A 20,803-nucleotide genomic window follows, 5' to 3' on the forward strand; every position below is an offset into this window, starting at 1 on the left:
CTTCTTTTGCTTCACAAACTCAGGCGTATTCTCAGGAATCAAATCCAACTCCTGCCATGCCGAGGCAATTTCCGCTAAATCATCAACCAACTGCACCGCCGTCGAGAGTTGCCCTTGAAGATCAGTTGCCTTTGACTTCTTATTCGCCTTCTTCAACTGAGTAGACAGCGCCTTATCATCCCCCGTCACCGCCTTAAACGCCTCATCAGGAATCCCTTTCTTTAATACATCAAGATTTAAAACACCCACCAACGAGTTACCGCACTTAATGCGATGGTCGAGGAAATTAAGGGGCATCCCCTTCGCAAAACCCTCAATCCAAAGCGCCACCTTGCAAAGGTCAACGGCTAGGGGATTAATATCCACGCCATAAATGCAATGCTGAATCACATCACGAGTCGCCTCACGCAAAGGTTCAGGACTAGGCGCAGCCTCACCCGTCCGCACTTTAGCCAATTCCTTCCCAATCCGCCGTGCTGCTGCCAACAGGAAATGTCCCGACCCACAGGCAGGATCGCAGACTTTAATGGAGAGGAGGGCGGCTTCTTGAAGTTGTTGAAGACCCTCACCCCCAGCCCCTCTCCCAAGGGGGAGAGGGGAGCAAGATCTTCTCCTGTTCCTATTCCCCCTCTCCCTTTTTGGGAGAGGGGGCTAGGGGGTGAGGGTAAACTATTGGCATAGCTAGTAGAGTTTTGGGAGAGGGGAGCAAGAGCTTGTTTGATGATTTCTAGAGCTTTTTGGAGGTTGGTTTCTACCAGATGGCTACTGATTCTGACAAAACGCAATCCTAGCGATTCAAGAATTTCTTGGCGCTGTCGATCTAGATCTTGTTGTAAATCGTGAATGCTGCCATCAATTTCTACGATTAAACTCTCAGAAGCACAAAAGAAATCAACCACAAAACTACCAATCGTCTGTTGGCGCTTAAATTTATATCCTTCTAGTTGGCGATTCCTTAAGGCTTCCCACAAGATTGACTCACTCTTAGTTGATTCACGACGCAATTGACGAGCAATTTCCGTCATTCGCGATCGCAACCCCGCAGAAATCTCTAAATAATTCTCAGAACCCCTCTCCCCCCTTGGGAGAGGGGCAGGGGTGAGGGAATTCTTCGCCTCATTCATCCTTTCTGCAATCACAGGCTCCAAGGCACTCTTCACCAACTGCGCCACAAGCTCCGATGGCGTGTAATAGGCTCCCGTCGTTTTGCGATCGCTACCTGCCACTAATAAAAACTCATACTTACCCTGAGACAAACTCACCTGTGGATGAAAATCTAACAAACTCTCGTAAACACTGCCCAACTCCTCCACATCCAGCGCCGCATAATTAACCCGCCGCAGTTGCGCCTTATCGGTCGGTGCATAGAGCGATAGATTACGAATGACAACCATCAGATCGTAATTATCTAAGGCACTGACATTTAGCTCTGGCAAAGTCGTTGAGCCGAACAAATCACCATTTAGCGGTGATAGCCCCAACAACTCACCGCGCCAGTTTTCATCAAAAAGGCAAAACGTCACCCGCAAACCTTGCCATAGGTCTTGAAATCCTTCGCGGCGAGGAACGATCGCCTTTTCTGCTAGAGCGCGTAAACGCTCAATGCTGTAATACTCTTCATAAATGCGTACCTTTTCAGGATCTTCGCCCGTCAGTAACAAATTGCGCGACTCCGCCACCATCAAGAATAACAGGCGATAGATCAGCAACAGGATTTGTCGATAAAAATCGCGATCGCTAATTTTGCCCTCACCCCCAGCCCCTCTCCCAAGGGGGGAGAGGGGAGCAAGAGTGGGAGTAAGAGCATCCCTCAGTGCTTGATTTTTTGGATGCTGTAAGAAACCATTACCTAATTGGGCGATCGCTTTTTCGACACCATCGCGTAGGCGATCGCGTACCCTACCGCCCTGCTGTAAAGTTTCTTGATGATAAAACTCCAACAGGCACTCATGGGCATCGTCCATTCCTATCGGTAAACGCGATCGGTGAAACAGACGATAAAACAACCCAAATTCCGCAAAGTTCTCTCCTTCTAAAATTTGCTCAAGATCAAACTCAATATAAGTAAGCCGCGTCATCAAAGAAGAATCACGCAACAACCGCCACTGCAAACCATTGGTAGTAATCCCCCATAGATGCTCAGTCCGATTGAGATATTCCTGCATCAACCCATGAGCCGACAGCCTCGGATTTCCACTCGGCGGCTTATGGTCAAGTCTTATTCTGCATCCAGTAATGTGAATCGGAGGTGTTTCCGTAGTAGTTGCTTTAGCAACCTCCCCATCCCCAACTCCCGCCCGATGCGAAATCGCAAAACTCTGTCCATCAATAACTTCCGCCTCACCCCTAAAAGTAGGCAAATATCCCAAGTTATAAAGCAAAGGCACAACCCAAGCCTTGCGCGTTTCCGTAGTCCCTGACTCCGAGAAACTTGATTCTTCACGGGATTTTTTAAATCCTGCCCAAAACTTTTTCGCCTCACCCCACACCGTCGCAATCTCATCCGCCAGCTTATCCGCCTTGGCAAAGCCAAAGTCTTCAGGTGCTTGTCCCTTGATATTGCTTCCAAATAAATCGGCAAGAATATCACCCGCAATTAAGTTGCCTTCGATATGTAAACCTGTAGTTATACTCATGTCAATCAGCCCTCAAATTAGTTTGAGTAGCTTCGACACACGAATATTTTTGCTGCTGCATCCATTTATAAAACTCTTCAATGGAATTCATTGATTTGAAATTAGTCTCAGTAGTCATTTTCAAAATTACACGCTTGATAAGATCTATAGCTTCATCAAGCTCTATATCAGAAATACTACTGCTACCTCCATGAGCTATAGCCGATCTATTACCATAAATAGTCTTGGCTTGTTTCTCACAAACAATTCGTTCTTCAAGATTTGTTCCCAAAATAAACGCTACAGATTCAGATATCTGATTAGCAATGCCTGGAGACACAAGAACATTTTTTTCTTGAAAAGTAAAAATTGATTCAAAAGCAAAAACCACTTGAACAAAGGCTCTTGCATTATCATTATCCCTAATAGCTTTTCCCACCCACTCAATGGCAGTAATTATTTTACTTTGCAACTTTGTAGGATTAGGCGTGCTAGCTACTTCCCAAATCCATTCATGTCCAAACTGTGCATTCTTGAAATAATATTCGGGCATTGAGCTAAACTGCTCTTGATCCATGCCTTCAAAACGAATTGGAAATTTCCCATCTAGCTCTACAGGTTGGAAAACACCATTAATTCTAGACCTAGAATGGTGGTTTTTTGGTGATGAAAGCAAAAAGACTTTTTCTATAGATGCTCCAACATACTCAAACACTCCTACATCCAAGGAATTATCTAAGCTTCCCAACATATATCTGATAATGTTGTCAAATTGATGAAACTTTGAACAGGCTAACTCATCTGCCTTAACTGCGTCACGAGCATCAACTTTAACACTTATTATTAAGTGATGTTGAGCAGTATCAGGATTGGATCTTGTCAATAAATCGAGATGTGGAATCTCTTTAACAGCTTCTTGATACTTTGGAATTGAATAAATCTTATAGCCCCCTAGTTCAAAAGTTTCACTTGAGATAAGCTCTGCTCCGTAAAAAGGACGAAAAACTTCCCATGTTTGAATAGGCATCACACTTTCTATTTCCTTCATAAGTCTATCTATAGTTTCTTTTGTTGGAATAGTTCCATTTTTTATGCAGTCAAGAACTATATTCCTCAATTCGTTTTGGAAATATTCATTGGATATACTCTTTTTAATTTCTTTGTATTCACATAAAATTTTTTCGGCACTCTCTTTTAAAATATCTGGTGATAGTAATAGTCTTGAATCACCATACACATCAATTTGCTTTTCTTCATTACAACTCAACAGAGCTAAAATATTTTCTTGCAAATTTGTTGAATCGTCTGTCAATTTTGCATTAGCTACAAGAGTTTTTAATACTTCCAATACATTTGTTTTGTTTTTCTGAGACATGATGAGTTCCCTCGTTATTTTGATTTTAAAACATAGACACCGAGCAGATCCATCGGTAACTGAGCCTTCACTTTGACCTGTCCCTCCTTCGTAATTGCTCTAACTCTACGATGAGATTGCGCTAAATCTTGCGATCGCGACTTCGCAATTAACTCTAATTCCTCCTGTAAATCTTCCATACTTTCTAACAAGTCGCGCATATCCGATCGCACCAATCCCAAACTAGGCGGATCGGCTACGGGTTCGGCAGTTTCAATTAACCGTAAAGCCTCACTTTGCTCTAGCCAAATCGGATTTTCAGATGTTCCTGTAAAACCAACCACTAAACATTCTTCAGCTAATAGGCTTTTATCCTCCTTAAGTCCTTGTTTGGGGCTATCAATCAAATGCCGTAAGCGCAATAGTAATAACGTCGTGCGCTTAGTTACCGCATCTGTCACCGTAAAACCACAACGCGCCGCCACAGGATTAGTGGTATTAGTCAAGACATTCTCTAATAGATACCTCGCCAAGCTTTCGACTAGGGGATGATTGCGCCCAATAAATTCGACTCCTTCTGGTGTAGGACTGACAAAGGAAAGGGTTAGCTTTTGGCGATCGCCTAAGAATGCGGATAGATTTGGCGCAATCTGGGGCGGAATATTTGGCAGCACATAGCAAGGATGCTTTTGGATTGTTTTGGGAATGAGTGAGGCATTCAAACGCCCACAAGCTGATCGCACAAAGCGCTCGATTTCTGTCGCACTACCCAACACGCGATCGGACTCAATTAATTCCTGTTGCACATCTTCAGAAGTAATTGCCCTCTGAGCAAACCTTGTACGGCTAACTTTTTCTTCAGCTTGCTCCCAAATCCGATTCATTTCCTTATCCAGTAGCGCCAACTGTGAGCCAGCATCAAACAGTGATAGCTGTACGCCTGCCGATTCGTATTCAAATAGGGAGTTAAAAATTCGCTCGGTAATATTGGCGTTATCCATCGGCACAGGCACGGTAATTCCCAAGGAACGATGGATTTTCACTGCCTTGCGAATCAATACTTTTAAGACCACATCATCAATGGGATTGTCCTGTCCACAGAGTAAAGCGCATTTCACCTCCGATGCTTTTTGACCATAGCGATCGACCCTGCCCTCACGCTGTTCTAGTCGGTTCGGGTTCCAAGGTAAGTCATAGTGCAGCACTGCTGAGAAATGCTCTTGCAGGTTCACACCTTGACTGAGGCAATCCGTTGCCACTAATACTCTTTGTTCATAGCTGGCAAGCTCATTTAAAAATATCTCCCGTTCATCTTCCGACTGCTCACCCGTAATCGCCAAGACCCGCAAGCGATCGCCCTTTTTATCAAGCTTTTGCTTCAGCACATCGCCTAAATGTTTTGCCACATAATGCGCCGTCGCAATATAGCGACACCAGATAATCGGATGATGTCCTTCATTGAGCAACGTGATCGCCGTAGCGATCGCCTGTTGGAGTTTGGCATCCTTTGCGCCGTAAAGTTTTTCAGCAGACTGGACAAAAGCTTTGAGCTTTTTGCGATCGCTATCTCGATATTGTTGCTGTCCCTGCTCGATCGCCAATGTGGGCTGAGCATCAGCAGACTGCTCCTGTTCTGTCGGATCATAAACATAGGATGCCATCAAGTCTTCATCGATCGATTCTTCCTCTAACTGCTCCGAAACCTCACGTTTTTCCACCTGTTTACTCAAGGTCGCTACCGCAGCCGCAGGGGATGACATCACACAACGAATTAGCGCCAACGCCGCCCAATACCGTCCCCGCTTTTGAGCATAGGACATATCATCGGTAACACCATTAACTAAGCCCCGCGCAAAATCATAAACCGCATTAAATAATTCGCGATATTCTCGCGTCAGCTTGTAACTAAGCTCAGTGGATAGTCTTTCAGGAAATGGGGTTTCACTGCCTAGCCACTGCTTCACGTCAGCGCGACGACGTTGGATAAAATGATTGGCTAAGTTGATTCTCTCTTTCTCTGAGAGATGTTCTAAATTCATCGCCGCAAATTCTGGTTTAATAAAGCCCAAAATTGACAAAAAAGATTCTTCAATACCGCTATGGGGCGTTGCTGATAGCAGCATTAAATGTTGATCTTGCTTTGCCGCGATCTCATTCACTAACTGATGGCGCTGCTGTTGCGAAGCACTTTGACCACTCGGACGCGAACAGGTATGCGCCTCATCAACAATTACTAACTCTGGACAATGGGCTAAAAAACTCGCTCGCCGTTTATCGGACTTGGCATAGTCGAGACTAACGATGATATGGGGATAGTAGCCAAATACATGATGATCTCCCGCAGGTAGCGATCGCTCTAATTTGCCCACTGTCCCCGACCGAATCACGACTGCTTCAATATGAAATTTTTCCCGTAATTCCCTTTGCCACTGATCGCAGAGGTGCGGAGGGCATAAAACCGCAAGGCGCTTAATTTCATGGCGATCAAGCATTTCTCTTGCAATCAAACCCGCCTCAATCGTCTTGCCTATCCCCACATCATCGGCAATCAACAATCGCACTGTCGGCAACCGCAAAGCCATCAGCAAAGGAACCATCTGATAGGGACGCGGATAAACCGACAATCTCCCCAAACTTCGAAAAGGTCCCGCCCCATTCCGTAAACTTAGCCTTGCAGCATCCATTAATAACAAAGCAGCTTGACGATCTTGAATCGCTTCAGGTTGTGGTGCAGGGAACTCGGCTGACTCAATGACTTCCAATCCCAGTTTATTGAAAATGCCACAAATCTCATCCTCGTTACCGCTTAGAGGTCTTAGCCTGATTACATCAGCATGATCTGATGGCAAAACCACCCACTGGCGATCGCGACAAGTAACTACAGAACCAATGTTATAACTAGGCATTGTTGGCATTTTATATGGTCAAGCGCATCAAAATAATCTGCGTAAATGAAAGAACTAGAAAGAGCTAATATGTCGTATTTTAAAATACGACACCCAATAGCAACCAATTTAGCATTAAATTTTCACAATAACTACAGCAAAGCAATTTTTGTTCAGGATATCAACCGAGAGAACAAGTGGTAGGACTTTCTCGTTTTTACTAGAGCTAAACACACTTTAAAGATAAAGAACCCAAAAGTTATGGGATCCGCAACGTATCCCGTAACTTTTGGGTTCTTTGTGTCGTATATTAAAATACGACATCGCTGGCAATGACATGAGCAGAAAACAAATCATCATAGGAATCGTTGCAAATGCAGGCGGCGTGGGGAAATCAACTCTCGCTGTCCACCTCGCCTATGAATTGAGCAAGCATAAAATATCTGTTGCATTAATCGATCTCGATCCTCAACGCGCCCTAGATGTTTTCTGTGGGCTTCCACCCGCCACTCCAGAGACATCCATAGTTGGGGCTTTGTCTAAAGAGTTTACAGGAGATTGGACATTAGTTCCCGCATGGGATATTCCTAACATCGAAGTCTGTCAAGGACATCCAAGTATGGCAAGACTAGCCGATGATCTAGTAATTCGTCGCCGAGGCGAGTACGCTCTTGCTGATCGCTTAAAAAGTCATCCCCTCCGTCATGATGTTGTGATCTTAGACTGTCCCGCCACAATGGGCATCATTTGCGAAAATGCGATCGCAGCTAGCACAGGATTACTTGTGCCAATCCAACTAGAAATGAAATCCATCTCTGGAGTCGCGGATTTAGTTGAATGGGTGATCGCCATCACCGACGATCTCAAACTCGAGCCTTCTCCCCAAATACTTGGACTAGTCCCAAGCCTCTATGACAGTAGCCGTGCAATTCATAGACAATATTTACAACAGTTGCCAGAAATAACTGAGCAGTTAAAGATCAAACTATATCCTCATATTCGAGACTCATCAGAATTTAAAAACTCTAGCGCTAATGGGTTGCCATTACAGAAATATCGCCCGAATCATCCTGCTTGTAGTGATTTTCAAGAGATCGCCAAAGACATCATTAAATTATCAAAAGGCTAAATCATCAAAAGTTTAGGGTTGACGATACAAAATGCTAACCCTATTCAAATCAACCTAAACAGAGAGTACAACAATGGGCAAAATTCCAGCAATTTCACAAAGATTTACTAGTGCAATCCAAGCAACAGATCAAGCACAACGTATTAGCGAACTACAAGCCGAAGTAGAAAAGCTGCGATCTTCTCAATCTCCTGTCCTAGAAAAGCAAATTGAAGCCCTTAGATCTCAGCTACAAGAACAGTCGGGGGAAAAAGATATTGAGGTAAGCAAGATTCAAGCTAATCCTCATCAACCACGTCAGACTATCACCAATGAAAGTATTCAAACCATTGCTAGAAGTCTCGAAAAAGATGGACAAATCACACCATTAATTGTGATACCTCAAGATGACAACTATCTCCTATTAGATGGTCAACGCCGTTGGGAAGCAGCCAAAATCTTAGGCTGGCAAACATTGCGATCGGTCATCGCCATCATGCCCGATGACTTACATCGAAAAGCACTACTGACATTTATTCACCATGAGGATCTTAACCCTCTGGACAAAGCAGAAGCAATTTCTAAAGAAGTTGCCGATGTTACCAGTATGAGTACTGAGGAGATATTGACAGTTCTGGCAACAGTGTTAAGACGTTTAGAAAGACAAAAACAAACAAGTCAACTCACCAGTCTTATCACTGTTAGTACTGAAGAACAAAAATTAGGGCTTAAAAGTTTAGGCGTTAATGAAGCTGAAGAAAAATTACTATTAGTGTTGCTAGGATTAGCCCTCAATCCTACATCAGTCAAAGCCAATCTAATGCCGATGCTCTCCCTACCTAATGATTTAAAGCAATCCATTAGAGAAAAAGGACTCAAGGGAGCTCATGCCTTAGCACTTTCTGTCTTATCAGCCAAAGCCTTAGGAATTTCGGAAAAAATAGCTTCCAAAGAACGTATTAAAGCTACAGAGCAAGTATTATCCCAAGAGTTAAATGTAGCCAAGACCAGAGAACTTGTTTCTCAAATTAAGGCTAAATACATTAAATCAGATCATAGTTCGTCGAAACAAATTATGGCGATACAGCGAAGTGTAGAGAAATTATCTAAGGAAAATATCTCCAACATAGATTCACAACATCTCACAGATCTACGCACATTGTTTCAGCAAAAGCTGGCAGAAATTGAATCTATCTTAGAAATTACAAATGGTTAAGCAAAAATCTTGAACCTATTCGAGAACCATCGTCAACAAATCACCGCATCAGAAGCCCCCCTAGCCGATCGCCTACGTCCGCGCCACCTCGATGAATTCATCGGGCAAGAACATATCCTCGGACAAGGAAGACTGCTACGCCGTGCCATTCAAGCAGATCGCCTATCATCCCTCATCTTTTATGGTCCCCCTGGCACAGGCAAAACTACTCTAGCCCGCATTATCGCCAACACCACCAACGCCCACTTTATTGCTATCAATGCTGTGCTCGCAGGTGTAAAAGAAATCAGAGAAGCAATTGAAACCGCCCAAACCCAACGCGGCTATCACAATCAACGCACGATCCTCTTTGTCGATGAAGTGCATCGCTTCAACAAATCCCAACAGGACGCATTACTGCCTTGGGTAGAAAATGGCACAATCATTCTCATCGGTGCAACTACCGAAAATCCCTTCTTTGAAGTAAATAAAGCATTAGTCAGTCGATCGCGTTTATTTCAATTAAAGCCATTAACTGAAGCGGATTTACGGCGCGTATTAGAACAAGCAATTAGCGATCGCCAAAGAGGTTACGGCAATCTCAATGTAAATGTTACTGAAGAAGCGATCGCCCATTTAGCCAATGTCGCCAATGGTGATGCAAGGTCATTGCTGAATGCCTTGGAGCTAGCAGTAGAAACAACGGAACCCGATAAAGATGGCGCGATCGCTATTACTTTATCCGTAGCCGAAGAATCGATTCAACAAAGAGCAGTTCTCTACGACAAAGAAGGCGATGCTCACTTCGATACGATTAGCGCCTTCATCAAAAGCGTGCGCGGTTCCGATCCTGATGCTGCTCTCTATTGGTTAGCCAAAATGGTCTATGCAGGCGAAGATTCGCGCTTTATTTTGCGACGATTACTGATTTTAGCGAGTGAAGATATCGGACTTGCAGACCCACAAGCAGTGGTAGTCGTGAATGCTTGCGCTGAAGCCTTTGACCGCATTGGCTTACCCGAAGGTCGCTATCATCTAGCCCAAGCCACACTCTATCTTGCCAATGCTCCCAAATCAAACAGTCTCATGGGATTTTTCGATGCGATCGCCGCCGTAGAGCAGGAACGTCAATCCGATGTTCCCAATCCCCTCAAAGATAGCAGTCGCGATAAAAAAGGCTTCGGTCATGGAGCCGGCTATCTCTATCCCCACGCCTATCGCGACCATTGGATCGAGCAGCAATATTTACCCAGCAGTTTGCAAGGACAAGTATTCTATCAACCATCAGATCAAGGGGCAGAAGCTGCGATTAAGTTACAAGTAGAACGCCGCCGCGAAGCTCAATTAGCCGCAATGGTGAGCGGAGTAGTCATAGAATTGCCTGAAATCCTCATCTTTAGCCCCACTGATACTAAAAGCGATCGCTGGTTACAACGCACCATCGGACAGGCAGGTGAAAGATTAGCCAAAATACGCGATCGCCTATTCTCCAAATTATCGCTACAACGTCATCATGTAGTTCTCAACCTAAATGCCGCAACAGGTTTAATGACATGGGAAGCATTGCGATCGGTTCCAGAAGGCGGAGTCTATGCAATGACTTATCAGGAAAATGAGGCGATCGCTTTGCAAGAACAAGCAGCAAGTTTGCCCGAACTGTTGCGTCCAGAAGTTTCGTATGGCTCTTTAATAGAACTGCCAGAAGCGATCTCCTCTATACAGTTTGAGGCGATTATTGGCTATAACGCTTTGATGCGAGAACCTGATAAATTATCCTGCATTCAGCTATTAGCAAATCTCTTGCAACTTGATGGCAAAATTGCTCTCTATGAATCAATTCCCAAACACACACAACGAATTTATCGATTGCTTGATTTACCTGATGAATTTGGCGATCGCTGGATGCAAGCTGAAGAATCAATCTATGCCAATCTTGATGATCCGATGACAAATTGGGATATTGATGATTTGCGATCGGCTTTTGAGAAAGTTAGTTTAAAGGTTGAAATAGAAGTAGAACGCATAATCACACCCATGCAAATTTCTACGGCTTTGTTAAACCGTTGGTTTAGCAAAGCTCAGGCAAAGCCATCCTATGTTAGCCACCTAGCCAAGTTTCTCACTGATGATGAAATTGCGATCATTCAACAATTACTGACAAATAAGCTATTGAATAAAACAGTAGATTGGACAAGTTCAGCAGCAATGATTATTCATTAACCGCCAAGACTGCCAAAGTGGAAAATAACTTATGACGGGCATTAGTCGAAAGTCTCTCCAGAACATGACCATGTAAATAGTTGGGAATATGTTCCGCAAAGAACTCAAAAATGCCAGCCAAAGTCTCCTTGATTGGGATCTCTTCAGACAAAAACAACTCAGTAGTGCCAACCCAAAGATCAACAATTGCTAGATCCTGAGAATCAGTAAGAGCAAACAGACTTTCATTAAAACTATGGATCAATTGGTTATATAAAGTATCTAATAACGAATTGATCCAATCCAAATGATGTAGCAAAGCACCACGAGAAATATCAAAATACTGGCATAGCTGACGTTGAGAAGCATTGAGCAAATCAAAACCACCATCGGTAACAGAGTTAATCACCTGAGATACCTTAAATTGTAAAAGCTCCAAATTAGACATCGCTTCCGCAGTGATATCACCAGATTTAATAAGAGTATGGGGCATATCACCCAAATCAAAATCTGACAAAAAGTAAATAACATCACCCTGATTAAAGCGATCGCCCGCCTTACGACCAAAACACTGCTGGACAGTAGCCAAAATATGGCGATCAACAAACGCCGCAAAAGCAGGATCTTTATCAATTGGATGTAAACCCATCATCGCCACATAATTAGCACGAAGCATCGCAATATTGGCACAAGGAGTGCCGACAACCACAAAAGTCTTTGCATCCTTAAAATCATTAGAACCACGGGAATCGCGGAACCAGAAACCATGTGCATCCGACTTGGCAAACTTCTTAAAATCAATCACCCTAGTAGTGGGATCAAGATTGACAAGATGATTAATGATTGCCTCAACCTTAGCCGACTGAGCATTACTACGCTGCAAACCCAAACGCCCCAGATTATACACCTGAAAAATTTCGGGCATCACCAGTTCACCCGATTGCTTAATCCTATGCACAGGAGCATTGAGGCGCATTTCCAGATCCGACCCATCAATAGTGGCATCGAGATAAAGATTTGCCGCTGACCTGTGAGCAATATCCCGTAAACGCTCATCCAAGAGAGACACCGTTAATTTCTCATATTGAATATGCAAATCCCCATGAGTAATAGCCCCAGAAAGAATATCAAGAAACTCCACCAACCACTGCTTCAAAACCTCACGGTCAATCTTCTTCTCAATATCATGACTATTAAGAGTAGTCATCTGCTTCAGCAAAGAATTAACCCTAGCCAACTCACGCTTATCCCTACCCTTAACATTGTCAAACTCAGAATCGGCAACACCATCAACCGTATCCAGAATCGAAAGATCAGGCTTCAGCAAATCCGCCAGCGAATTCGTATCAATAATTTCAGGTATTGCTGACTTAATCCCATGAAAATCCAGACCATGATAGGACTTATCATCCAGCAAACCATGCAGCTTATTCAGCACATCAATAATCTGCTGCTTATGGTCAAGACTAGAACGAGAAATCACAGCGATCGCCCGATCCACATCCTCACGACCGACTGAAACCTGACGCATCGTCGTTAAACTTTCCGACACCTCCTCCCATACCAATAAAGTTTTGGAATAATCAAACTCAGAGGGACTAGGCAAACTGGCAGGATGGGATCTCAAGATTTTAGAATTAAAAGCGATCGCCCTTTGATGACGAAACCCAAACCCATCACCCGAACTACCACGACAAGCATTGAGCAAAGGGCAAGTCTCGCAAATTATCTTCGTATCAGCGATCGCCTTATCGCGCAAAGCTGAAATCGCGCCAGTGCGAGAACAATTTGCCTTAGTCTCCAAAGACTCACCCGACTTAGCACGACGTAACTTCCCAGATTTATTAGTCAAGCCACTGTGACGCGCAGGCAGAATCGCCCAATCCTGCAAAGTTGCCGTGGTGACATTACGCGAATCATTAGATATATAGATGATTCGCTCAACACCAGCAAATAACTCAGGACGCAATCGCCCCGCATCATAGCTTTTGCCCGTACCCGTCGCCGAAGCATCAAGGACATGTTTATGAGTTAATAATGAATCCCGCCAAGTTTCCAGTCTTGAGCCTGATGCGTACTCAAACTGAGTCGAGATGGGTTGAGGCGATCTCCTAACTTGAGCTTTACTAGTAAAACCTTTAGCAGTCTTCTTGGGAAAAAGCTTGTCCTTCAACCAATGGAACGGTGAAAACTTTGGCTTAGGCTGATAATTAGCAATTTGAAAAAACTGCTCAACCGTCAAAAGCTGAATTGCTGCCCCACTTGATAACTCATCAATATCATCATTAGTTTTGGCAAACTGACCCCACCAAAGAATATCCACCGCAAAATCTAGCTCAGCCAGAAAATCGAGATTTTTCTCATGGCGACGCATTACGGATGGGTTAGCAATATCACCCGCATCGATCGCATATTCCAAACGAGTCACATCAGGTTTAGCCCCAATCGTGTCAAAGTAAATTTGTAAAGTTACTTTATTAGCCACAAACTGTCCACCCGAAGCACCGATTGCCACACAACCACGTAACTTAGAAGCAAGATAAGGCTTAACACCAGTACCCTCAACCAAGACCACACGCTGACAATCAACCTGAATATCACCATGAAAGGCAAGAGGTAACTCCCCATTTTGTTGTTGTGCCGAGATGCCAAAAGGTTTATGCCAGCGATAGCGACCTGAATCAGCATCACGCAAACGGATTTGAAAACCGAGAATCTGACCCAACGGATTTTTAATGGGCAGAATATAGCCAGAAATAGTTGATTTAGCACCCAGATGCTTAATTTCAAGCTCAGACAAACCACGGCTTATTAAATCGGCTTTATCTAAACTATCTAAATCAAGTTTCTGTAAATAACCTTGATAAAGGCGATCTCGTTGAGCCGCATCAGGCAACTTAGCCAGACCATCGCGCTTCGCCTTTTGGTAAGCCATCCGCAGTCTTAAATTGCTAGCACGACGCTCTTGGCGCTCTGAGTCAGACTCAGGACGTTTGCGGACATACTTACCCGCAAAGTAACCGCCACTAGTTTCGCCCAAATATTTCCAATCAGGCAAACCAACATCACTGGGATGGGTCATGCAGAGGATAAAATCTTGATTGTCCGAAGCAATACGACATTTACCCTTGATGTCATCGCAGATAGGGCAAGGATTATTGGACTTAGTAGGTGAAAACTTACGAGAAGAATACTGATTATTTAAGGAAGTCATTAGTTTTGACCTCCAATAAGCCTGTTAAAGGTGATCGATCTAGAGATCGCCTTTAACAAGTCTGGTGACTTTAAAAACATCTAGATTGTCCTGATTGTAAGGTTTGTAGCGACTTCAATCAGAAAACAGACAGACTTTTTGAATTCAGTTCAATAATCAATTATTGGCTTTTGCAAAAAATTTAAAAAATTCGCAGCAAAAACTATTGCTAAACTTATATCTTGCGTTAAGATATAGAGAAGCACTGAACAAAATTGCCCTGCAAAAGCAACATCTGTCCATTTTCGGATATTAAATTTAAAAACCTTCGGGTTTACAAGAAAGCTGGTGAGGTCGAAGTCACTGGCTTTTTTGTTTTTGAAGGGGAAAACGGGTTAAGAAATCTCCTGTAGACAAAAACGGTGATTAAATCATACAGCGATCGCTCTAGATCTGATCCATAAAAGATCAAAAAAAGATCAAAATTTCATAGCTCTCAGGCTCCATAGGCAGGTCACGCTTACATAATGTCATTTATGACACGATTTCGGAGCAGTAGCAGGGCTAACTCTTGGAATCCCGCAAACTCAGAAGCCTGAGTAACGTACTTGGGTAAATGCAGCATCTTGTCGTGATAATGGTGAATGTTTGCTACGCCAACAGAAATGGGAAATAGTTGTGGATTAAACATCGCCTCATCATTAGGGCTATCGCCAATGGTTAGGACTTGCTGCAAGTTGAGTTCAGGAAAATGACTTTTGAGTACTTTATCTAAGCCCGTTGCCTTATCTTGATGGATTGGTTTGATATGACATTGGACATTGCTATAGGTAAAACTCCAACCCATGAGATCGCATTGAGCAGAAATTGCGTGAATATCATCAGTCGATAAATTATCGACATCAAAAGTCCAATCGGTAATGCGGAACTGATTATCAGCGGAAGTCTGAAGATTAGGAAATTTCTGCTTAATGTGATGGAAAGTATTTTCTAAGAGAATACGATGTCTGGATAGATTGGGAATCGAACAAAGCAAATCTTGTTGACCATTGGGTTGCAAAAATAAACCACCATTTTCTGAGATCGCCCCAGCCACAGGTAAATAATTCACTAAAGCACTGACCCAACCCGCCGAGCGACCAGTCACCAATAGAACTTTGATTCCTGCTGATTGTAAATGGAGAAGAGTGGAGATGAAATCGGAGGAGAATTTTCCATTATGAGTAAGAGTACCATCAACATCGGAAGCAATTAAACGGATGTCGGACAAATCAGCTTGATTGAGATTGAGCAGGGTCATAGAGAAAAAATGAAACTACAACCACAATACAGCCAACAGGAAGCTAATGGAAAATCTAGCGATCAGCTGGTGAAGAATAAATAGTATGAATGGAGGATTGACAATCCCCGAAATTGTACGAACAATATTCTCAAACATCAATCTAGAGAAATTGAGAGAAAGTATTTACTAGACTGAAGATTGACCTACCCAATTTTGTATTCCTAAACACCTAAAGAGCAACTCATGAGAAACAATATCCAATCCAAGATTGATGCAGGCTATACCTATGAAGAATTGTTGAGCGAAGGACTAGCCAGCTTTGATGACATTGCCCGCTATGAATCGCAGTATTCCCTGTATGACGAAGATGGCGAACCAAAGTGGAAAAGGGTAAAAGTGAAGCAAAGAGTAAAACCAAAAATCCAACCAATCAAACCCAAAAAAGAACCAGAAATTGACTTGGACTTCTAGCGAGAAACCATAAAATGGAATTTAGACAGATTGACCTGAAGACAGGGCAAGAGTTACCCTTGCCCGTGAAAGCAGTTGAGCATAGCTACCTTGAACTGAAGATCGGTAAAGATATCGAACCGAGTCAACTCGCTGTCGGCAAGATGTACGACGGCATCACCGAAAAAGACATCGAGCAACTGCAAGAGCAAGGACTGTACCTAATCCTTGCCAATGGAAGAACCGCTTACTTTGGCGATCGCGCCATCGCTGAAAAGGTAAGCCAAGAAATCTTCACCAATCATAGCGATGCCGTCGCCTATGGCAGCTTGCCCGTATCCGAAGCCAAGACCTCCATATTCAAAGAGCAAGCCAGAATCCTGATCGTCGATGATGAAACCCTGAACATAGACTCAGCCACAGGAATATACAATGCTGACTGGGGAAATCAACCTATTACCCTAAGCAATGGTATTACCATCAGCAAAAAAGCGATGGGCTTAATCGCTAGTAAACTCGGCGACTGCTATAGCCTTGTCTCTCCCGACTTCGCCAATCAACTGCAAGCTGAACCAAATCGCCCATTTCAATATCGAGCTGCCGTACCTGAATGGCAGGGCGTAATCAAAGGCACATGTCGAGCCAGCTTGCTCTGCCAAGCCCTAGAAGTCGATGGCATTATCGCCAAATCGAGCATCAAAGGTGACAACAAAACCACCACCACAGGCATCCATGAAGTCAGCCTATTCTGGTCAAGAAAAGAAGATGCAAGATTTACCGAACAGAAACTAGGTACTCAAGCTCTCGTCTTCTTTCCTGAAGGAGTCCAAGCAGACGTATTGCCTAAGCTAAAAGTCAAAGCCGAACGCCTCGCTGAAGCCCAATCCGATCCACGCAAGATAGCGCAACTGTATATCGAACGCCATGAAAAGCGCCTACAGCAGAGGCAAGAAGAAACAGGAGATCGCGCTAACATTAACCAAATCATCGAGCCAGAACTAGCACTAGAACTGGGATTAAGCCTACAAGAAAACACAACAGCCAATGAAATTAAACGAGAGACAGTAGCCTCACCTAACGAAGAATACCAAGATTGGCTGTATGACATCCTCAAAAACGACCTGATTGAAGGTGGTCATTGTCAGATCTTAGAAATGGAAGACATCGCCAAACGACTGCGAGAATTCCTACAAAGTGAATGGCAAGAAGTCGCCACAGGAGGCGTTTACGTCCCCAGTGGCATCGCTCAACCTCACAACCAACTGCAAGAAGGCGAAGTCAGTTTTACAGGATTACCCGATGGAGCTGAAGTTGCCATCTACCGTAGTCCCGTCGCCAATGCCGCTAACTTTGACGTATTCACCAATAACCTCACAGTTCTGCGAGAACTAGATCCCGAAGCCTATCGGCAGCGAGGAGTCTGCTACCTCAATCCCAACGATGCGAAACGACTGGTGATCGACTTTGATGGCGATCGCGTGGGAATAATTCCTAGTCAATTGACACCCGAACAACAAGCCAGTTTCCAGAAAACTATTGAGCAATATCCAACCCTAATCCAAGAGATTATCGACAAGAATCTGCCAGAGAACAAACCAATTCAAGTTGAAAAAGAAAAGAAGATTCCCCGCGATGCTGCCAATGGATTTGCCACCCTAGCTAGTGCCGCCGTGAATGCCGCCGATAACCCCACAGGAAGAGTTGCTAATCTCGGCATGAGGCTAGAAGCCTTGCGATGGGAAACCCAATATATCCCAGAAGCCGAAAGCAGCAAATACTTGCAAGATATTGGCAAACACTTCCAAAAACTCCTTGCGGAAGACAAAGATCCTAAGAAAACCTTTCGCATTCTCAATGAATCGTGGCGCAATCAGATTGTCGAAATCAGTCAAATCGCCAGTACCATCCCCAACCTACCTGAACCAGAAAAAGCGACTGCCGTAGCCCAAGGTTTAGCCAAAACCGAGAGACTGCTATGGCAGTTAGACAGCCTCGCAGCCGTGAACTTACAACGCGCAGTCGATACTCCCAAAAGTGCCAGAAAAGTCAATGAAGATGAATTCCAATTCTGTCAGAAAGTCGCCAAATACAAACAGGTCGAGTGGATTAAAGACAAAGATAATAGTTATGCCTACATCGGTGCTGAAGGTATCAAAACCAATACTCAAGACCCCGTAGGCTGGATGGTGGAACAAGCCAATCAAATTTACAAAGAACATAGTCTGATTGGCGATCGCAATTACAATCGCTTTGACCATATCTTCCCCAAAGACAGCCACACCGCCGCAGATAGCGAATGGGCAAAGGGAATCGCTTCGCACTACAACAAGCTCATCTCCGAAGCCGCCGCCAGTCGTAGCCGACTGGAACATGAAGAAGGCGTTGCCCTCACCGCTACTTCTAGCAAAGGCAACAAAATCGAAATCGTCAGCGTAATTAGCACCGACCCCGATGGTGAGTCCCCAATCTGGGAAATTGCCCGCAAAGGAGAAACCGTCGATATCCAGATGGCAAAGAACAAGGACTGGAAGACCGAAAAACAATATCCCTACAAAGCGGTTGCCCTAATTGATCGAGACAAAATTGACGTGGGATTAATCTCCCCAGCCACTGTTACTGCCTATGGTAAAACCATCGAAAAAGACAAAATCTTCGGCAACCTCAAACTAGAATTCCAACTGGGCATTTCCAAAAATGACGTTGACGACAAATTTGCTGCCGCCGAAAAATATCTAGAAACCCAGAGGGATGCAATTCCAGAAACCGAAAGAGATCGCCGAGCAGCCGCCCTATGGCATAACAACAACCGCGCGATCGCAGGCAAGATGTTTACCCAAGTCGTAGCCAACCGACTACAAGAACTACAGGTAGCAAAAATCAAAGTAATTGGCTTGCAGTATGAAACCAACGAACTGAAAGATAAACAATGGCAACCTAATGAATTATTCAATTGCCGAATGGCAATTGAAGCCAATCCTCAAAGTCCGATCTATGACAAGAGGGTAATTCAAGTCCAGACAGGCGACCAATGGAAAAATATGGGCGTTGTCCACAATGACGCAGCCTATATGCCTATTGGTAGTCAGTTCATCGCAAATATCCATATTTCCGCCAGTAAGAAAGATGCAGACTTAGCGATCGATAGAAGTACACTCAAACTGCCTGAAATATGGCACGGACTGTCCCCAGAGCGAGTCAAAGAAGCCGTCAACCTTGATGTCATTGCGCCGCAATTAAAAGAAGCGATCGCCAAAGCTGCCGCCAATCAGCCAACAATGACCGAATTCGTGATAAAACTTGCCGATGAGAACGTGGGCTTAAAAGCACAGGTACAGTCAGGAGGGAAAATTAACGGGATTACCTATCTCTACGAAGGTCAGGCAATAAAAGCAAGTTTAATTGAAATGTCGTGGAAAAATCTCGCCGCGATGGGAGTTAAGTATGACCCAGAGCGAGATCGCGAAGCGCTTGCTACCCCACCACTACAGTCCCGACTGAAACTAATACTCAACCTGAAAGCCCTATGGAGACTCAGAAAAGCAGCACCCATGCAAATCCTCTAGAAAAGATAGAATCGCAATTGAGGGAATCAGTGCGTAGTCATTTTGATTCAGAGCAGCCAGTAAAAATCACAGGAAAACCTGTCAAGATGGTTTATCCCCTTAAGATGCATGGAGAAGCTAATCCATTACCAGTCAATACCTGTATCGAAGCCATGCGTGGACATGGCAGATGCCATACGACGCGGAGGTATGAACCCTATGCTGCCTATGGATTTAAGGAAGGGAACATCGCGATCACGATCGCAGGAGAGCAGAAAGTCGCCTTTAAAGTGGGCAAACAGTACAAAATCACCCCAGAAATGCTGAATGATGCAGCCTATCAACAACAATGGTCGGAGATGGAAAAACATAGTGCCAAAGAACTGACCACCTTTCAAGGACATAGCAACACATGGGGACTGTACTTTCAACCACTGGGCGACTATGTGGATGGCAAGATCGTGCCATTTTCTCGACAGAACCGATCAAAGCCGATAACAGCATCGTTACCGATATTCAGCAACTAATCGAATGGAGTGGCACCGCCGAATATTTGGGCAAGAGCGAGAAATATATAGACCGAATTCAAGATCTCATAGCAGGTGAAAGCATCACCGAAAAAGCACAGCAAGCAATGCACAATGATCATCACACATTAAGCCAGCACGTCGCCTCGCAATGGCGGGAAATCTTGACAATCAACAGTGACTATGTAGAATCACAGGATGGCAACCTCTTATTTGAGCGCAAGGGCAACGAAGGTAAATACAGAGCTACATGGGAACAGACCACCGATACATTGACATTGGATAGTAAAGTCGTGAATCAAGGCAAATTCCAGTATCTACCATTGCTGGTACAGCAAGGACTAGAGATCTCCCACAGCCAAGTAACCGTGAAAGATGCAAAAAACTGCGATCGCGCCCTCCAGTTAATAACTGAAAATCAAAAGGGAAACCAAGAACAAAGATAAAGAAGAG

General features: G+C 44.1%; 12 protein-coding genes and 1 pseudogene. 7 read left to right on the top strand and 6 right to left on the bottom strand.

The annotated features are described in order from the left end of the window. The 4 genes and pseudogenes from HC246_RS23935 to HC246_RS23955 form a co-directional block, all read right to left on the bottom strand. Positions 1–501, bottom strand: a pseudogene (locus tag HC246_RS23935) (Eco57I restriction-modification methylase domain-containing protein); the annotation flags it as partial. After that, positions 387–2,636 carry an endonuclease domain-containing protein gene (locus HC246_RS26115; RefSeq protein WP_263972570.1) on the bottom strand — a complete coding sequence of 750 codons (2,250 nt, stop codon included), beginning with the start codon at positions 2,634–2,636 and terminating at the stop codon, positions 387–389. The pseudogene HC246_RS23935 and the gene HC246_RS26115, both read right to left, overlap by 115 nt. A gap of 1 nt (position 2,637) precedes the next feature. After that, a complete protein-coding gene (locus HC246_RS23950) occupies positions 2,638–3,990 on the bottom strand; it encodes a HEPN domain-containing protein (protein ID WP_169365953.1) in 1,353 nt (450 codons plus the stop codon). Between the two features lie 14 nt (positions 3,991–4,004). After that, a complete protein-coding gene (locus tag HC246_RS23955; RefSeq protein WP_169365954.1) occupies positions 4,005–6,875 on the bottom strand; it encodes a helicase-related protein in 2,871 nt (956 codons plus the stop codon). Positions 6,876–7,191: 316 nt separating this feature from the next. Between HC246_RS23955 and HC246_RS23960 the strand changes: the two genes are divergently transcribed. The 3 genes from HC246_RS23960 (at position 7,192) to HC246_RS23970 (ending at position 11,377) form a co-directional block, all read left to right on the top strand. Continuing rightward, positions 7,192–7,983 carry a ParA family protein gene (locus HC246_RS23960; RefSeq protein WP_169365955.1) on the top strand — a complete coding sequence of 264 codons (792 nt, stop codon included), beginning with the start codon at positions 7,192–7,194 and terminating at the stop codon, positions 7,981–7,983. A 73-nt stretch (positions 7,984–8,056) separates the two neighbouring features. Beyond that, complete coding sequence (locus HC246_RS23965) at positions 8,057–9,178, top strand: ParB/RepB/Spo0J family partition protein (protein WP_169365956.1); 1,122 nt, start codon at positions 8,057–8,059, stop codon at positions 9,176–9,178. Between the two features lie 9 nt (positions 9,179–9,187). Continuing rightward, the gene (locus HC246_RS23970; RefSeq protein WP_169365957.1) at positions 9,188–11,377 is read left to right on the top strand and encodes an AAA family ATPase; all 2,190 of its coding nucleotides are present in this window, start codon (positions 9,188–9,190) and stop codon (positions 11,375–11,377) included. Here the strand turns inward: HC246_RS23970 and HC246_RS23975 are convergent. Continuing rightward, positions 11,367–14,570, bottom strand: a complete 3,204-nt coding sequence (locus HC246_RS23975) for a hypothetical protein (RefSeq protein WP_169365958.1) — start codon at positions 14,568–14,570, stop codon at positions 11,367–11,369. The two genes, HC246_RS23970 and HC246_RS23975, sit on opposite strands and share 11 nt — an antisense overlap. A gap of 499 nt (positions 14,571–15,069) precedes the next feature. Then, positions 15,070–15,849, bottom strand: coding sequence for an HAD family hydrolase (locus HC246_RS23980; protein WP_169365959.1), 780 nt, complete (start codon positions 15,847–15,849; stop codon positions 15,070–15,072). Between the two features lie 225 nt (positions 15,850–16,074). Between HC246_RS23980 and HC246_RS23985 the strand changes: the two genes are divergently transcribed. From HC246_RS23985 to HC246_RS26130, 4 genes are read left to right on the top strand one after another with little or no spacing between them, the layout of a single operon-like run. Next, positions 16,075–16,302 carry a hypothetical protein gene (locus HC246_RS23985; RefSeq protein WP_169365960.1) on the top strand — a complete coding sequence of 76 codons (228 nt, stop codon included), beginning with the start codon at positions 16,075–16,077 and terminating at the stop codon, positions 16,300–16,302. 14 nt (positions 16,303–16,316) lie between these two features. After that, on the top strand, positions 16,317–19,844 hold the full coding sequence (locus tag HC246_RS26120) for a hypothetical protein (protein WP_169365961.1): 3,528 nt from the start codon (positions 16,317–16,319) through the stop codon (positions 19,842–19,844). Then, positions 19,805–20,350: a hypothetical protein gene (locus HC246_RS26125; protein WP_225903108.1), complete on the top strand. Its 546-nt coding sequence runs from the start codon at positions 19,805–19,807 to the stop codon at positions 20,348–20,350. Before HC246_RS26120 ends, HC246_RS26125 begins: the two co-directional genes overlap by 40 nt. Beyond that, complete coding sequence (locus HC246_RS26130) at positions 20,236–20,796, top strand: hypothetical protein (RefSeq protein WP_169365962.1); 561 nt, start codon at positions 20,236–20,238, stop codon at positions 20,794–20,796. Before HC246_RS26125 ends, HC246_RS26130 begins: the two co-directional genes overlap by 115 nt. Positions 20,797–20,803 lie beyond the last annotated feature (7 nt).

Source organism: Pseudanabaena yagii GIHE-NHR1 (assembly GCF_012863495.1).
Lineage (GTDB): Bacteria > Cyanobacteriota > Cyanobacteriia > Pseudanabaenales > Pseudanabaenaceae > Pseudanabaena > Pseudanabaena yagii.

What these genes read in the sequence shown, in the direction of transcription:
- HC246_RS26115 (WP_263972570.1), bottom strand. Translation starts at nt 2,636, where the DNA reads ATGAGTATAACTACAGGTTTACATATCGAAGGCAACTTAATTGCGGGT.
- HC246_RS23950 (WP_169365953.1), bottom strand. Translation starts at nt 3,990, where the DNA reads ATGTCTCAGAAAAACAAAACAAATGTATTGGAAGTATTAAAAACTCTT.
- HC246_RS23955 (WP_169365954.1), bottom strand. Translation starts at nt 6,875, where the DNA reads ATGCCTAGTTATAACATTGGTTCTGTAGTTACTTGTCGCGATCGCCAG.
- HC246_RS23960 (WP_169365955.1), top strand. Translation starts at nt 7,192, where the DNA reads ATGAGCAGAAAACAAATCATCATAGGAATCGTTGCAAATGCAGGCGGC.
- HC246_RS23965 (WP_169365956.1), top strand. Translation starts at nt 8,057, where the DNA reads ATGGGCAAAATTCCAGCAATTTCACAAAGATTTACTAGTGCAATCCAA.
- HC246_RS23975 (WP_169365958.1), bottom strand. Translation starts at nt 14,570, where the DNA reads ATGACTTCCTTAAATAATCAGTATTCTTCTCGTAAGTTTTCACCTACT.
- HC246_RS23980 (WP_169365959.1), bottom strand. Translation starts at nt 15,849, where the DNA reads ATGACCCTGCTCAATCTCAATCAAGCTGATTTGTCCGACATCCGTTTA.
- HC246_RS23985 (WP_169365960.1), top strand. Translation starts at nt 16,075, where the DNA reads ATGAGAAACAATATCCAATCCAAGATTGATGCAGGCTATACCTATGAA.
- HC246_RS26120 (WP_169365961.1), top strand. Translation starts at nt 16,317, where the DNA reads ATGGAATTTAGACAGATTGACCTGAAGACAGGGCAAGAGTTACCCTTG.
- HC246_RS26125 (WP_225903108.1), top strand. Translation starts at nt 19,805, where the DNA reads ATGGAGACTCAGAAAAGCAGCACCCATGCAAATCCTCTAGAAAAGATA.
- HC246_RS26130 (WP_169365962.1), top strand. Translation starts at nt 20,236, where the DNA reads ATGGGGACTGTACTTTCAACCACTGGGCGACTATGTGGATGGCAAGAT.